13 protein-coding genes are annotated in these 15,161 nt (G+C 30.4%); 12 read left to right on the forward strand and 1 reads right to left on the reverse strand.

The window, feature by feature from the left end; genetic code table 11:
- The first annotated feature begins 26 nt into the window (after positions 1 to 26).
- The 3 genes from KQS_RS05625 (at position 27) to KQS_RS05635 (ending at position 4,203) form a co-directional block, all read left to right on the forward strand.
- Complete coding sequence (locus KQS_RS05625; RefSeq protein WP_014388227.1) at positions 27 to 1,208, forward strand: hypothetical protein; 1,182 nt, start codon at positions 27 to 29, stop codon at positions 1,206 to 1,208.
- A 134-nt stretch (positions 1,209 to 1,342) separates the two neighbouring features.
- On the forward strand, positions 1,343 to 2,203 hold the full coding sequence (locus tag KQS_RS05630; RefSeq protein ID WP_014388228.1) for a hypothetical protein: 861 nt from the start codon (positions 1,343 to 1,345) through the stop codon (positions 2,201 to 2,203).
- A gap of 5 nt (positions 2,204 to 2,208) precedes the next feature.
- Entirely contained in the window at positions 2,209 to 4,203 is a 1,995-nt protein-coding gene (locus KQS_RS05635; RefSeq protein ID WP_014388229.1) for an N-acetylmuramoyl-L-alanine amidase, read from the forward strand.
- Between the two features lie 44 nt (positions 4,204 to 4,247).
- Here KQS_RS05635 and ytxJ read toward each other — a convergent pair whose 3' ends face one another.
- Positions 4,248 to 4,634, reverse strand: coding sequence for a bacillithiol system redox-active protein YtxJ (ytxJ, locus tag KQS_RS05640; RefSeq protein ID WP_014388230.1), 387 nt, complete (start codon positions 4,632 to 4,634; stop codon positions 4,248 to 4,250).
- A 157-nt stretch (positions 4,635 to 4,791) separates the two neighbouring features.
- Here ytxJ and clpB point away from each other — a divergent pair, with 157 nt between their 5' ends.
- The 9 genes from clpB to KQS_RS05685 all read left to right on the forward strand — a co-directional run bounded on the left by clpB (position 4,792) and on the right by KQS_RS05685 (position 15,160).
- On the forward strand, positions 4,792 to 7,383 hold the full coding sequence (gene clpB / locus KQS_RS05645) for an ATP-dependent chaperone ClpB (RefSeq protein WP_014388231.1): 2,592 nt from the start codon (positions 4,792 to 4,794) through the stop codon (positions 7,381 to 7,383).
- A 103-nt stretch (positions 7,384 to 7,486) separates the two neighbouring features.
- Complete coding sequence (locus KQS_RS05650; protein WP_014388232.1) at positions 7,487 to 8,326, forward strand: energy transducer TonB; 840 nt, start codon at positions 7,487 to 7,489, stop codon at positions 8,324 to 8,326.
- 16 nt (positions 8,327 to 8,342) lie between these two features.
- On the forward strand, positions 8,343 to 8,849 hold the full coding sequence (locus KQS_RS05655) for a DUF4199 domain-containing protein (RefSeq protein ID WP_014388233.1): 507 nt from the start codon (positions 8,343 to 8,345) through the stop codon (positions 8,847 to 8,849).
- Positions 8,850 to 8,851: 2 nt separating this feature from the next.
- A complete protein-coding gene (locus tag KQS_RS05660) occupies positions 8,852 to 9,646 on the forward strand; it encodes a sulfite exporter TauE/SafE family protein (protein ID WP_014388234.1) in 795 nt (264 codons plus the stop codon).
- A gap of 62 nt (positions 9,647 to 9,708) precedes the next feature.
- On the forward strand, positions 9,709 to 11,283 hold the full coding sequence (locus KQS_RS05665; protein WP_014388235.1) for a S41 family peptidase: 1,575 nt from the start codon (positions 9,709 to 9,711) through the stop codon (positions 11,281 to 11,283).
- Positions 11,284 to 11,300: 17 nt separating this feature from the next.
- Complete coding sequence (locus tag KQS_RS05670) at positions 11,301 to 11,909, forward strand: DUF2238 domain-containing protein (protein WP_014388236.1); 609 nt, start codon at positions 11,301 to 11,303, stop codon at positions 11,907 to 11,909.
- Between the two features lie 6 nt (positions 11,910 to 11,915).
- Positions 11,916 to 12,482 carry a GNAT family N-acetyltransferase gene (locus tag KQS_RS05675; protein WP_014388237.1) on the forward strand — a complete coding sequence of 189 codons (567 nt, stop codon included), beginning with the start codon at positions 11,916 to 11,918 and terminating at the stop codon, positions 12,480 to 12,482.
- An 11-nt stretch (positions 12,483 to 12,493) separates the two neighbouring features.
- Positions 12,494 to 13,633, forward strand: a complete 1,140-nt coding sequence (locus tag KQS_RS05680) for an ABC transporter ATP-binding protein (RefSeq protein WP_014388238.1) — start codon at positions 12,494 to 12,496, stop codon at positions 13,631 to 13,633.
- 9 nt (positions 13,634 to 13,642) lie between these two features.
- On the forward strand, positions 13,643 to 15,160 hold the full coding sequence (locus tag KQS_RS05685) for a hypothetical protein (protein ID WP_014388239.1): 1,518 nt from the start codon (positions 13,643 to 13,645) through the stop codon (positions 15,158 to 15,160).
- Position 15,161 lies beyond the last annotated feature (1 nt).

Raw genomic sequence — 15,161 nt, forward strand, 5'->3', positions numbered from 1 at the left:
AGTACTCATTTTAATTTGAACAATCTATGAAAAAAATTACAATACTATTTTTTACTTTTTTATTTATTTCTTGCGGTGTAAAACAAACACAATCGTTGTTAAGTAATGGTGACTACGATGGTGCTATTAATAGAGCATTAGATGGTTTGCGTACGAATAAAAATTCAAAAGGTAACCAAGAATATGTATATCTATTAGAGGAAGCATTTGCCAAAGCAAAGGAACGCGACTTAAATAATTTGAAGTTGTTGATTAAAGAAAACAATCCGTCTAATTTAGAACGTATTTATAATTTATACACACAATTACATTCTAGACAAGAGCGAGTAAAAGCTATTTTACCTTTGAAATTAATTAATGAAAATAGAAATGCCTATTTTCCATTTGACGATTATTCAGATTCAATTATTGCAAGTAAAAATGATTTATCAGTCTATTTATATGCTAATGCAAAAAAATTAATGACTTCTAGAAATAAATTAGATGCCCGAGATGCTTTTGATGATTTAGCCTATTTAGATCAGTTAAATCCAAATTACAAAGATGTTCGTACACTGATGGATGAAGCCAAATTTAAAGGGACTGATTTTGTATTTGTATCAACTAAAAATGATACCCAAATGATTATTCCTGCTCGTTTACAAGAAGATTTATTAGACTTTAGTACATTCGGAATTAACGATAAATGGACGGTTTATCATAATAAAAAACAAAAAGATATTTATTACGATTATGGATTGGTTGTTACTTTTAGAACTATCGTAGTTTCACCTGAGCAAGTTCGTGAAAAACAATTTGTAAAAGAAAAACAAGTTAAAGATGGGACAAAAGTTTTATTAGATGCAAACGGAAATCCTGTGAAAGATCAAAATGGGAATAATGTGATGGTGGATAATATGAAAACTGTTACCGCAAGTATTTATGAATTTACACAAAATAAAGTTTGTCAAGTTACAGCTAAAGTCGAGTTTTTAGATAACAGAAGTTCACAACTTATTGATACTTACCCATTGAGTTCCGAGTTTGTCTTTAACTATGTTTATGCAACATTTAATGGTGATAAAAGAGCTTGTGAGCAAGATTACTTTCAATTCTTTGATCGTAGAGCCGTTCCATTCCCAACAAATGAACAAATGGTATACGATTCAGGAGAAGATTTAAAAGCAAAATTAAAAGCAATTATAACTGGAAATAAATTCAGAAGATAAAATAAATATTTTCTTAATAAAAATTTAAAACGCAATTGTTTATCAATTGCGTTTTTTTTGTAATTTGTGCGTAGTTATTTAATTTTTAAATAATTACATTATATTTACGAAAATTAATCTATAAACATATTAATATGAAAAAAATTTTACTATTTATTTTGTTTATTTCTAGTTCTGAAACTGTTTTTTCTCAAAAAGTAGAAAATATGAGAAGGGTAGAAGTAGACGGGTTTTTTACCAATCCATTAGTTTCTCCAGATGGAACCAAAGTACTATTAACCGGCCATCATTTAAAAGGAGTTTACATTTTAAATTTAGTTACTAATGAAACGATTCAAGTTACAGATCGAGATGGTAGTGGCTACGGATATTCATGGGATTTAAACAATGATGTAGTTTATTTTAAACAAAAAGAAGAAAAAGAATTTCTTTATCAAGCAAAATCCTATGCGTATACCCTATCTTCTAAACAATTGATTGCAAGACCTGATTTAGAAGCTAATGCATTAGTAGCGTATCATGGTCAAACTTCATCAGATAAAAGTAACATTGTAGTGTCAACCAATTTAACTACGTTAAAAATAGAAGCACAGGACTTGGTTTCAAATCGTAAATGGATTGTAACAAATGATGAAGGACAATTCTACAATGCGCTACTTTCACCAGATGGAACAAAAGTGGCTGTTCATAAGGGAGCAGATCTTTATATCTATCCGATTGAAGGTGCAACTAGTGGTAAGAAAATAGGCGTTGGTTTAGCAACATCTTGGACCAAAGATGGGAAAAATTTAATTGGTTTTATTGATGAAAGTGAAGACGGACATACCGTTTCTAATTCCGATTTATTATGGTTTGATGTTGAAAAAGGAAGTGTAAAAAAAATTACTTCAACTGAAGTTTTTCTGGAAATGTATCCCACATTTATAAACGAAAATAAGATTTTATTTGCTGAAGATAAATCGGGTGCTTTATATATTGCTAATTTAAAAATGTAATGAAGATGAAAAAGTTAGTATTATTCGTTGCAGTTTTAGTTGCAACATTAAATGTAAAAGCCCAAATTATTGTTGTAGATCCAGGTCATGGTTACGGCGCAACAACTAGTGATAATCCAGATGGAAGAACGGCAACTGAAATTGAAACGGCCTTGGAAGTTGGATTGAGAACGAGAAATTTAATTCAAGCCAGTTGTACTTGGACGGTTTACATGACTAGAACAACCAATCTAAATAGTTGGATATCGGTTACACAAAGAGCAACTATGGCCAACAATTGGAATGCGGATCGTATTTTAAGTATACATTGTAATGCAGGAGGTGGAACAGGTACAGAAACTTTTTATTGTACTCAAGACGATACAAATACGGCTCCAGATATTGCTTTTGCTCAAAAGATTCAAACCGATATGTCAACAAACGGACAATGGAATAATAGAAGATGTGTTGAAGATAATTCGTTTTTAGCTTATCATTTAGGTGTATTACGATATTCTTCTGCAACGGGTTGTCTTAATGAAATAGGATTTGTTGATTCTTCTGATGCTACAAAATTAACTAGTTCAACTTGGAGAGATACCTTTGCATTATCTTATTTTAATTCGTTAAAATCTAATTTAAATCAAACCTGTGCAACAACTCCTGCTCCAGGAACTTTTACTTTAACAGCTACTCCTGAGTGTAACGGAACAACAACACAAGTTAAGTTAACATGGACAGCTTCTTCTAATGCTACTTCTTATGATTTGTATAGAAATGGAAACGTGTATGCTGCAGGATTAACGGGTACTACTTATACTAATACAGCTGTAACAGCAGGAACTGCCTATTCGTATTATGTAAAAGCTAAAAATGCAGGTGCAACTCAAACTACTAATTCAAATGGTACCTTGAATGTAACTGCATTAAATTGTTCACTTCCAGGAAGTTTTAGTTTAACGGCCACACCTGAATGTAACGGTACAACTTCAAGGGTAAGTCTTTCATGGACAGCTGCCGCGAATGCCACTTCTTATGATTTATATCGAAATGGAACTGTATATGCTGCAAATTTAACGGGTACTACTTATTCAAACACTGCCGTTACAGCAGGAACAACTTACACCTATTATGTAAAAGCTAAAAATGCAAACGGCGCAACAAATAATTCAAATGGAACTCTTTCTGTTACTGCGGTAAATTGTTCAGTTCCAGGAGCATTTACGTTATCAGCAGTTGCTGAATGTAATGCAAATGTTAGTAGAGTTAATCTAACATGGACGGTAGCTGCAAATGCAACGACATATGATATTTTTAGAAATGGAAGCTTGTATGCAGCTGATGTAACGGGGACACAGTTTTTAAATACTTATATTACTCCTGGAACAACTTATACGTATTCAATTACTGCAAAAAATACTATTGGATCAACCAACAATTCTAATGGTACTTTAACAGTAACTGCAATTACTTGTCCACCAGGGGCGTTTACTTTAACAGCTTCTCCAACCTGTAGTGGAACTACCAGCGCTATAAATTTAACTTGGACTGCATCTCCAAATGCAACGTCCTATGATATTTATAGAAACGGAAATTTATATGCCTCAGATGTTACGGGTACTAGCTTTTTAAATACTTATTTAATTACAGCAGGTACTACTTATACGTATTATGTAAAAGCTAAAAATACTGCAGGAACTTTGAATAATTCAAATGGTACGCTTTCAGTAACTGCAACAAGTTGTAGTGCTAGGATTAATTCAGAAGATGTTAATTCAGAAGATATTTTAACTTTAAGCTTGTATCCTAATCCTACAGATGGTGTTTTAAACTTAGAATTGAATCATAATGATATAAAATCAATACAATACTCTATCTATGATTCAAATGGTAGATTAGTAAAAGAAGCAACATTAAATGAAGAAAGAAGTATTGATGTTTCTAGTTTGCCATCTGCTTTGTATTGGTTACGCGTACAAATTAACGGTCAAGAGTTTGTAAAACAAATTATGAAAAAATAAACCAGAATTAAAAAAGCACTTTTGAAATCCAAAAGTGCTTTTTTTTATACGAAAGCTTTTAAATGATTTGCATTGATACCATCATGTGAATTATGATAAATGCATTTACCTTCACTTATAACCAATATTTGTGGTGATTGATGGGTTACGGCATAGCGTTCAGCTATTTCATTTGAAATATGCCTGTGATTTAAAAGGTCTAATAAATATAAATCCATTTTATCAGAAGATATACTATGTTGCTTTTCAAATTCCTTTAAAGCCATCTTACTGATAATACAACGTGTACTATGTTTAAATAATACAACGGGTTTCTTAAATGAAGTTTCATCAATTTGATTTAAATCTGTTTCTTCAAGGTAATTCCAATTTAAAGAAGAATTGCTCTTTAAATTGTCATTTTTTCCAAATAAATCATCAAATAATCCCATAATAAGTGCTTTTTTTAAGACATTTTGTCGTTATTAATACTTGTAATTTGGGGTAAAATGACTTTTTGTCTTGTTTTTGCGTTTGGAATACAAATTGCCAACAATTAAACAAAGTTACTATTTTTTATTAAAAATCGACACTAAAGAAAAAAATAATATGAATTTCAAAAATCTAACTATTAAATCACAAGAAGCTCTTCAGCAAGCACAACAAATTGCACAGAGCTTTGGACATCAACAACTAGAAAATGAACACATTTTCAAAGGTATATTAGAAGTTGATGAAAATGTAATTCCGTTTATATTGAAAAAAGTCAATGTAAATGTGGATATTTTTAAAAAGGTATTAGACAGTACCTTAGAAAGTTTTCCAAAAGTTTCAGGAGGTGATATTATGTTGTCTCGTGATGCAGGTACAACGTTAAATGAAGCAGAACTAATTGCTAAAAAGATGAGCGATGAATTTGTTTCAATTGAACATTTGGTTTTAGCCATTTTTAAATCGAAAAGTAAAGTTGCACAAGTTTTAAAAGATCAAGGGGTAACAGAGAAAGGCTTAGAAAGTGCTATTAAAGAAATAAGAAAGGGAGAACGAGTTACCTCAGCTTCTGCTGAAGAGACTTATAATTCGTTAAACAAATATGCCAAAAATTTAAATGAATTAGCCCGTACAGGTAAATTAGACCCTGTTATTGGGAGAGATGAAGAAATTCGACGTGTATTACAAATTTTAACACGTAGAAGTAAAAATAATCCCATGTTAATTGGGGAGCCAGGAGTAGGTAAAACTGCAATTGCAGAGGGATTAGCACACCGAATTGTGGATGGCGATGTACCTGAAAATTTGAAAGATAAAATTGTGTATTCATTAGATATGGGTGCATTGATTGCAGGTGCTAAATACAAAGGTGAATTTGAAGAGCGTTTAAAATCGGTTGTAAAAGAAGTTACAGCGGCAGAAGGTGAAATTGTTTTATTCATTGATGAGATACATACACTTGTTGGTGCAGGTGGTGGTGAAGGAGCTATGGATGCGGCTAATATTTTAAAACCTGCTTTAGCGCGTGGTGAATTAAGAGCAATTGGTGCTACAACTTTAGACGAATACCAAAAATATTTTGAAAAAGATAAAGCGTTAGAACGTCGTTTTCAAAAAGTAATGGTGGAAGAGCCTGATACCGAAAGTGCTATATCTATTCTTCGTGGAATTAAGGAAAAATATGAAACACACCATAAAGTTCGAATTAAAGACGATGCTATTATAGCTGCTGTTGAGTTGTCGCAACGTTATATTACCAATCGTTTTTTACCCGATAAAGCCATTGATTTAATGGACGAAGCGGCGTCTAAATTGCGTATGGAAATTAATTCAAAACCAGAAGAATTGGATGTTTTGGATCGAAAAATTATGCAGTTGGAAATTGAAATAGAAGCTATTAAAAGAGAAAATGATGAAACAAAATTAAAAGTATTGAATCTGGATTTAGCCAATTTGAAAGAAGAACGCAATGAAATTTTTGCCAAATGGAAATCGGAAAAAGATGTTGTTGAAGGAATTCAGAGTGTAAAACAACAGATTGAAGATTTTAAACTGGAAGCAGAACGTGCAGAACGTGAAGGTGATTATGGTAAAGTGGCTGAGATTCGCTATGGAAAAATTAAAGAAGCACAAGAAAAATTAGATGTGTTGCAAGTCCAATTGCAAGAAAATCAAAAAGGACAGTCTTTAATTAAAGAAGAAGTAACTCATGATGATATTGCTGAAGTGGTAGCAAAATGGACGGGTATACCGGTTACAAAAATGCTGCAAAGTGAGCGCGAAAAGTTATTGAAGTTAGAAGATGAATTACACAAACGTGTAGTAGGTCAAGAAGAAGCAATTGAAGCGATTTCAGACGCCGTACGTAGAAGTAGAGCGGGATTACAAGACGCAAAAAAACCTATAGGTTCGTTCTTGTTCTTAGGTACAACTGGTGTGGGAAAAACGGAATTAGCCAAAGCTCTAGCGGAATATTTATTTGACGATGAAAATGCCATTACACGTATTGATATGAGTGAATATCAAGAGCGTCATAGTGTAAGTCGTTTAGTTGGTGCGCCTCCGGGATACGTTGGTTATGATGAAGGTGGTCAATTAACAGAAGCGGTGAGAAGAAGACCGTATTCGGTAGTTTTATTAGATGAAATTGAAAAAGCACATCCAGATACCTTTAATATTTTATTACAAGTATTAGATGAAGGCCGACTTACAGATAATAAAGGTCGTTTGGCTGATTTTAAAAACACCATTATTATTATGACCTCTAATATGGGAAGTCATATTATTCAAGAAAAATTTGAAAATCTAAAAGGTGGTCTTGAAGCGGCAACAGAAGCAGCTAAAACTGAAGTTTTGGGTATGTTAAAACAAACCGTACGACCAGAGTTTATTAATCGTATTGATGAAATTGTAATGTTCACGCCATTGACCAATGATAACATTAAACAAATTGTTGGTTTACAATTGAAAAGTGTAATTAAAATGTTAGAGCAGCAACACATCACTATGGAAGCAACTCCTGAAGCATTGGATTATTTATCGATGAAAGGATTTGATCCAGAATTTGGAGCACGACCGGTAAAACGTGTCATTCAAAGAGAAGTGTTGAATCAATTGTCTAAAGAAATTTTAGCCGGAAATGTGAAAACAGACAGCTTCATTATCTTAGATTGTTTTGATAATAAATTGGTTTTTAGAAATCAAGAATAAAAATATGAAAGTATAATAAATAGTTTGATTAGTTTTTAGTTTTGAAAACCTAGTTTGCAGCAATGTAATCTAGGTTTTTTTATATATTTGAAAAAAATTAAGTATGTATAAAACTCTTTTTATTATTTTATTTTCAAGTACACTTCTTGCTCAAAAATCGGAGGATTTTTCCAAATATTTAAAAACGGAATCTCAAAAAAATAATTTTTCAAATTACAATAGTAAGGTTAATGAAATTCAAGAATTCATTGTTCAAAATTCAAAATTTGAAATAGAAAAAGATTCTGTAATTGAAGTTTCAAATACATCTAATATTGATTTTTACAATGGAATAAAAGCATTATTTTCTGATTTAAATAAAGTTCAAAATGACTTTTATTTAAGTTTTGATTATAATAAAGACAAAAAAATACTAGAAAAATTAAATCAGTATTTCTCAGATACTAAAAGTAAAATTAACGATGCTTATTTAAAAAGAAATTGGTATCTAAAAGTTAGTATTGATAGAATAAGTAGTCCAAATTCAGTTGATGCACTACCTTCTGAAGTCTGTGAACGTTATACCGAGAATAGTGATATTTTATTACCAACACATCAAAATTGTAAAGACAAAGGTTTAAGTGGTTCTGAGGAGAATAAATGTTTTGAAAATTTTTTAAGAGAACGATTTTCTAATGTTATTAGAGATTATATTTCAGATTTGTATTTAGAAAACACCTTAAGTTTATCAGTTATGATTACTTTTATTATTGATAAAGAAGGACGTTTGGATTTTATAAGATTTCCAAGATCAACAGGTAGTTTGTACTATGATTTGTTAATTTATAAAGCCTTTCAAAGAATCCAGAAAACTACAATTTTTTGCCCTGCCCGAAAAGATAATACATCAGTTTCAATTTATTATAATTTACCAATTAAAATGGTTATTACAGGTGAAAATTAAATAAAAATTTAAAAATATGAACAAAACTATTTTAAAATTCGGCGTATTAGGGGGCATAATTGTTTCAGCATTTATGTGTTTAGTCACCTATTTTATGAAACAAAATCCAGAACAACAACCTAGTATGATTCTTGGATTTACAAGTATGGTTTTCGCATTTGGAACCATGATTTATGGTGTGTTTCAAATAAGAAAAAACAATGCCAATCAAATTTCTTTTGGAGCGGCTTTTAAAGCAGGTTTTTTAATGACAGTAATCATTTCAACCATTTATGTTGCGGTTTGGTTGGTTATATTTTACAATTTCTTTCCAAATTTTATGGAAATTTATGGAGATATGATGCTTAAAAATGCCAAACCTGAAGACGTTGCAAAAGTTACTGAAGAGGTTAAATGGATGAAAGAAGTGTATCAATCTCCAATTGGAATTATTGGAATGACGTATGTAGAAATTTTACCTTTTGGAACGGTTGTAGCTTTACTAAACGCATTGGTCCAAAATAGAATGTCTAGTAAAAGTTAAGAATGGATCTTCTTGAACTTTTTGCACAACATGATCCCATAGTCCTAATTACGTTAGGACTATTGTCGTTATTAGCCGGTTTTATCGATGCCGTAGTTGGAGGAGGTGGACTCATTCAATTTCCTGCTTTAATGATTACTTATCCCAATACGGCTGTTCCTACTGTTTTTGGAACCAATAAAATAGCAGGTTTATCGGGAACAAGTATTGCAGCCATTCAATATTCAAAAAGAATTAAATTTAATTGGAAACTTTTACTTATAACCGCAACTAGTTCGTTTATAGCTTCTTTCATTGGAGCAAAATTGGTAAGTACGATTAATGTTAATTTTTTAAAACCTTTCATCTTTTTTATGTTAATTGGTATTGCTATTTATACCTATACCAAAAAAGACTTTGGTAGTTTTTCAACAAAGAATTTAACAGCTAATAAAAAATATTTTTACGGCTTTTTATTGGGTATCTTAATCGGATTTTATGATGGATTCCTAGGACCGGGCACGGGTAGTTTTTTAGTACTAGGATTTGTAGCTCTTTTGGGATTCGAATTTTTAGAAGCATCTGCCTATGCTAAAGTAATAAATTGCGTAACTAATGTATCGGCGCTTTATGTGTTTATATCACAAGGAAATTACATAATTGAAATAGCTTTAATTATGGCAGTTGCCAATGTTTCGGGTAGTATTTTAGGAACTAAAATGGCTATCTTAAGAGGAAATCAATTTATTAGGAAAGTGTTTTTAGCGGTGGTTTGTATTATGATACTCCGTTATGGATATGATGTTTTTTATAGTTAATTTTTGTAAGTTATTTTATTCATCAATTTATTTACCTAGATTTGTTAGATAATACAACTTACATGAAAATTTTCAATTCAATTCTACTTTCTAGTTTTCTACTTTCTTTTTCTTGTCAATCGATTCAAGAATATAATGCATCTTTACAAAAGCCAATTCAACCGGATCAATTAAGAAAAGACATTGATTATGGATATACTAAATTAAAGAAACTGCATCCTAAATTGTATTGGTATATTTCAAAAGAGAAGTTAGATTATAAATTTGATAGTTTAAAAAAGTCTATTCAACAACCCATGACGGGAAAAGAATTTTATTTTAAATTTAGTGAAGTTACTCGAGTTATTGGTCAAGGTCATTTAGGGATTTCACCATCATTAAATAAACTAACCAAAACAGAAAATCTTGCTTTAAAGAAGAAAGGAAAGGGACCATTTAGTCAATTAGAATTTGAAATATTTGACCATAAACTATTTTTAATTAAAGATAAATCCAGAAACCAATGGTCCTCGGTTAATGAAGTAATTGAAATTAACAATCAACCGGCATCAGAACTTATTTCTAAATTCACAAAGCGATTAGCTTCAGATGGATACAATACTACTTTTTTTCCACATTTTGTAGGCAAACAATTTGGAACTTTTTATACGTATGAAAATGGAATTAAGGATAGTATTCAATTAAAATTGAAACTTAAGGAGAAAGACACTCTATTGGTGGTGAGAAGAGATACGTTTGGAACAAATGAGAAAAAAGTACTACTTTCTAAAAAAGAAAAAAGAAAAGAAGAACTAGAAAAAAGAAAAGTTGGTTTCGATAAAGATTTGAAAAGTAATATGCGAGAATTAACTTTTTTAAAACAAGATAGTTCCGTTGCGTTGTTAACTATAAGAGGATTTAGAAATGGGGATTTTACTAGCTTTTATAATGAAACGTTCGATTCTTTAAAAAAACAAAATACAAAAACTTTAATAATTGATTTACGTAATAATCCAGGTGGAAGGTTGATGGAAATTGATTACTTATATAGTTTCTTGGTAGATAAACCGTATAAATTTGTTGAAGATTATGAAGTAGTATCAAGAACAAGTAAATTACATGTCGATTATTTTAAAGGTGGTGGTATTATTTTTAAAACATTAAAAATCATTGCCGCTCCATTTTATTATTCAATAAACTATTTAAAGGTTAGAAAAGAAGAGGATAAATATTTATATGCTACCCGTTTTTCCAAAGAACGTCAACCCAAACCCAATCATTTTGATGGTAAACTATATGTTTTAATTAATGGGGGAAGTTTTTCGGCATCCAGTATTATTTCTTCAAAATTGAAAGGAACAAATCGTGCTTATTTTGTAGGTGAAGAAACAGGAGGAGCGTATAATGGCACAGTAGCTGCACAAATGCCGTTGGTTACTTTACCTAATTCTAAAGTGAATATGCGAGTAGGTCTTGCTTTGGTCGCTGCATTTGAAAAATCAGATGTTGAAGGAAGAGGCGTTTTTCCAGATAAAGTAATAATTCCTACTGTGGAAGATCGTATAAAAAAAGTAGATCCCGAGTTAAATTGGATCATTGACGATATCAAAAGAGAAAAAGAAGTAAAACAATTATTGCAAGAAAATTTTAATAAGTAATTTCAAAAACACAAGTAATGAAACCAATATCAATTTTTATAGTTCTTTTTTTCTTCGGATTGGTGCTGTCTGGAATTCACCCCAAAGAATATTTTACTTGGTTTTTAGAAGTTGTACCGGCTTTACTTGGTTTTCTAATTTTACTGATTACTTTTAAAAAGTTTTCGTTTACCAATTTTACCTATTTCTTTATTTTACTTCATTGCTATGTTTTGTTTTTAGGCGGACATTACACCTATGCAGAAGTACCACTGTTTGATTGGATTAAAGATACATTTCATCAAACCAGAAACAATTATGATAAAGTGGGACATTTTTTTCAAGGATTTGTTCCAGCTATGATTGTTAGAGAATTATTTATTCGCAAAGAAGTTATTTCTAATAAAAGTTATTTTAACTTTATTATTGTATCCATTTGCTTGGCTATTAGCGCTGCTTATGAATGGATAGAATGGTGGGTTTCTATTTGTACAGGTGAAGGCGGTGATGCATTTCTAGGTACTCAAGGGTATATTTGGGATACTCAATCGGATATGTTGTTAGCTACTGTTGGAGCAATTTCAATGCTCGTTTTTTTTAGTAAATTTCAAGATAAAGCAATTTCAGCTTTCTTAAATAAAAAGTAAGTATATATGTTAACTATAAATTTTAATCCATTTCCTGTTTTAAATTCAGCACGTTTGCATTTTCGACAATTAATGGATTCTGATGCACCAGAGGTGTTTCGATTGCGAAGTGACAAGGAACGAATGAAATACATTCCTCGACCTATTTTAGAAAATGAAGAACAAGCACTTGCAATGATTCATTTTATGAATCAAAAAATAACAGAGAATACCGATATTAATTGGGCTGTTGAAGAAAAAGAAACAGGTAAATTTATTGGTTTTATGGGGTTTTATCGTACTCAACCTGAGAATCATCGAACTGAAATTGGTTATATGGTTCTTCCTGAATTTGAAGGAAAAGGTTTTGTAACCGAAGCGATAAATACGATGCTAGAATATGCTTTTTCGGTTCAAAATTTTCATTCTATTGATGCAGTTATTGATCCTGAAAATATTGGTTCTGCTCGAGTTTTAGAAAAAAATGGTTTTGTGAAAGAAGCTCATTTTAAAGAAAATGAATTTTATAATGGTATATTTATTGATTCCGTTCATTATGGGATTTTAAAAAGAGATTTTTTAAGTAAAAAGTAATAGTTTAATTAATGAATTTATTTCAACAACAATTTAATGAAGTTCAAGAGTTACTACAACTCAATGATTTTCAACAAGTAATTAAAAGAATAATCGATTTTACCCTAGATACGGAAGCTATTCAGTTTTATAAACAGACTACTGCCTTTCTAAATTGGTTCGACCATAACTCCAATTCAGTAGAAGTGAAAGAAAAATTGAACCAACTTCTACAAGACCTGTATAAAGTTTTAATTGTTAAAACAATACAACCACACCAAACCATAATTTCCATTGAAAATTTACAAAAGAATTACAATTCAAATTTTAATCTAGGTCCAATTCAATTAGAAATTAAATCGGGTGAAATTATTGGTTTAGTTGGAGAAAATGGTAATGGAAAAACCACATTGTTGCGAAGTATTTGTAGAGAATTAGAACCTTCATCAGGTAAAATCAACTATCAATTTTCTTATGATGATGGGTATGATTTACGAACTAAATTAGTTTATATACCTCAACGAACAGAAACTTGGCGCGGTTCTATGTATGAAAATTTAGAATTTGCAGCAAGTTGTTACGGCTATTCTGCTGAAGAAAATAATTTAATAGTCGATTTAGTGATTACTCGTTTAGGGCTCAGAAAATATAGAAATTATAATTGGTCGGGTTTATCCTCAGGGTATAAGATGCGCTTCGAATTGGCTCGAATGTTACTCCGAAAACCAAAAATTTTATTAATTGATGAACCCTTGGCAAATTTGGATATTTTAGCCCAACAAACCATATTAGATGATTTTAGAAATATTGCCAATTCTCCGTTTCGTCCAATAGCTATTGTGTTGAGTTCCCAACAATTGTATGAGGTTGAAAAAACATCAAATCAAGTGGTGTTTTTAAAACAAGGAAAACAACGCAATTTGAAATCAGAAGATGCTATAGAGCAACATTTTATAGTTGAATTTGAATCGGATGAACCGCTTTTAAGTATCAAACAAAAATTAGAAGGTTTAGGCATCGAAAACATAGAACAAAATGGTGGGACATTAATTGCAACTTTTCCATTAACAGTTGATATCAATCAATTTATGAAAGCATTAATTGACCAACAAATTACCATTAAATATTTAAGAGATATTACCCATTCAACCCGACGTTTCTTTATTAAATAAGTCCTTATTATGTTATCAAATTTACAGAAAAATATATTATTAAAATACCCATTACTATGGAATACAAAGTTTATTCCAATGGCGGCATTAGGAATTCTGCTTCATATATTTTGTTTTTTTACGGGCTATTTTGATGGAACAATTGATTTTACAAAAAAATACGACTCTTTATTAGAAGCTCCTTTTTTTATAATAATTACATTAATTATTATAGTTGTTTTTATTGTTTGGTTAATTCAGTATTTCAAGAATAATGCTTTTAAATCGTTTTACCCCAAAAGTAAAAATGCACTTTTTTATGAGTGGTTACAAATTTTTATAATAGTAGTTGTATTTTCTACCTTTTATGTCTCTGTTTTGGTTGGACAAACGCTTAAGAAAAGAAGTTATTTTTCTGAAGATGAAGTTAAACGAAGAGTTGAAATACTCTCAAAGGCCGATATGTTTATTAACGGAAGTTTTGAGTCTCCAGAAATTGATTCTACGAAATCCGTATTTACAGATACAACAATTAATGGTCAAATTCAATACAGAAAGATAGTCTATAAAGAGTATGTAAAATATTTTGGCAAACAGTATGAACCTACTGCTCTTATAAATAGAAAAGTATTCAATTTTAAGTACGATGATAGAGCAAAAGATTCACTAAATACATTAGCAATTCGAAAGTGGTTATCAAATAACAATCAGACTGAGGTTAAGAAATTAATGAGTGAATATTTAGCTATTCACAATGATGCAAAATTATATACCAATATTACTGTAGAAAAATGGTTTAAAGAAGTATATGATTATCCAAATTTTAAAAAATATAAGATAATTAATTATGCTAATCCTAATACAAAAGATTATGATTCGACCTATGTAGATTACAACGATTACGAGTCTGCATCTCCTGATGAGTATTACGAATTTAAAAACGATGGTGTTTACTCGGATTATTTTGTGGAAAAAAATATTTTAAATCATAATTATTTAATTCTATTAAATAGTTATGCTTCCATTTGGGAAGCATTGGAATTTACTATAGGTATTTTATATTTCGCATTCGGATTTTCATTATTGTTATTGTCATTCAAAGTTACATCTGGCAAAAGCTGGTTAATTGCTATAGTAGTTACCGTTTTACTAAATATTGTCTTCGGTTTAATTTCAACCATAGGTAGGGAAGAATTGACTTATTTGTACCTTTCTGTTTTAACTATTATTGGTATATTACTAACGCTGATTAATCTTATTGTTTCGAAAACTAATATTCGTTTTAGTAAGGTTGTTGTAAATTTAGCACTATGGTTTTTTTCTGCGATACTTCCAATTATTTATTTCATATATATGGAGCACTATAAAAACAAATTGATGAATCAATATGCTTCGATTGAAAATTATGATTATTACTTAGATCCTTTCTATAAATTTTTAAATGATAATATATTCAACATGTTTATCATTAATTTAATAGTTTGTATCATTGCATTATTTTTCTTTTCAAGAGGAATTAGAACTTGGAAAGGTATACCAGAAGAATAGC

The organism is Flavobacterium indicum GPTSA100-9 = DSM 17447, assembly GCF_000455605.1.
Taxonomy (GTDB): domain Bacteria; phylum Bacteroidota; class Bacteroidia; order Flavobacteriales; family Flavobacteriaceae; genus Flavobacterium; species Flavobacterium indicum.

What these genes read in the sequence shown, in the direction of transcription:
- KQS_RS05625 (WP_014388227.1), top strand. Translation starts at nt 27, where the DNA reads ATGAAAAAAATTACAATACTATTTTTTACTTTTTTATTTATTTCTTGC.
- KQS_RS05630 (WP_014388228.1), top strand. Translation starts at nt 1,343, where the DNA reads ATGAAAAAAATTTTACTATTTATTTTGTTTATTTCTAGTTCTGAAACT.
- KQS_RS05635 (WP_014388229.1), top strand. Translation starts at nt 2,209, where the DNA reads ATGAAAAAGTTAGTATTATTCGTTGCAGTTTTAGTTGCAACATTAAAT.
- ytxJ (WP_014388230.1), bottom strand. Translation starts at nt 4,634, where the DNA reads ATGGGATTATTTGATGATTTATTTGGAAAAAATGACAATTTAAAGAGC.
- clpB (WP_014388231.1), top strand. Translation starts at nt 4,792, where the DNA reads ATGAATTTCAAAAATCTAACTATTAAATCACAAGAAGCTCTTCAGCAA.
- KQS_RS05650 (WP_014388232.1), top strand. Translation starts at nt 7,487, where the DNA reads ATGTATAAAACTCTTTTTATTATTTTATTTTCAAGTACACTTCTTGCT.
- KQS_RS05655 (WP_014388233.1), top strand. Translation starts at nt 8,343, where the DNA reads ATGAACAAAACTATTTTAAAATTCGGCGTATTAGGGGGCATAATTGTT.
- KQS_RS05660 (WP_014388234.1), top strand. Translation starts at nt 8,852, where the DNA reads ATGGATCTTCTTGAACTTTTTGCACAACATGATCCCATAGTCCTAATT.
- KQS_RS05665 (WP_014388235.1), top strand. Translation starts at nt 9,709, where the DNA reads ATGAAAATTTTCAATTCAATTCTACTTTCTAGTTTTCTACTTTCTTTT.
- KQS_RS05670 (WP_014388236.1), top strand. Translation starts at nt 11,301, where the DNA reads ATGAAACCAATATCAATTTTTATAGTTCTTTTTTTCTTCGGATTGGTG.
- KQS_RS05675 (WP_014388237.1), top strand. Translation starts at nt 11,916, where the DNA reads ATGTTAACTATAAATTTTAATCCATTTCCTGTTTTAAATTCAGCACGT.
- KQS_RS05680 (WP_014388238.1), top strand. Translation starts at nt 12,494, where the DNA reads ATGAATTTATTTCAACAACAATTTAATGAAGTTCAAGAGTTACTACAA.
- KQS_RS05685 (WP_014388239.1), top strand. Translation starts at nt 13,643, where the DNA reads ATGTTATCAAATTTACAGAAAAATATATTATTAAAATACCCATTACTA.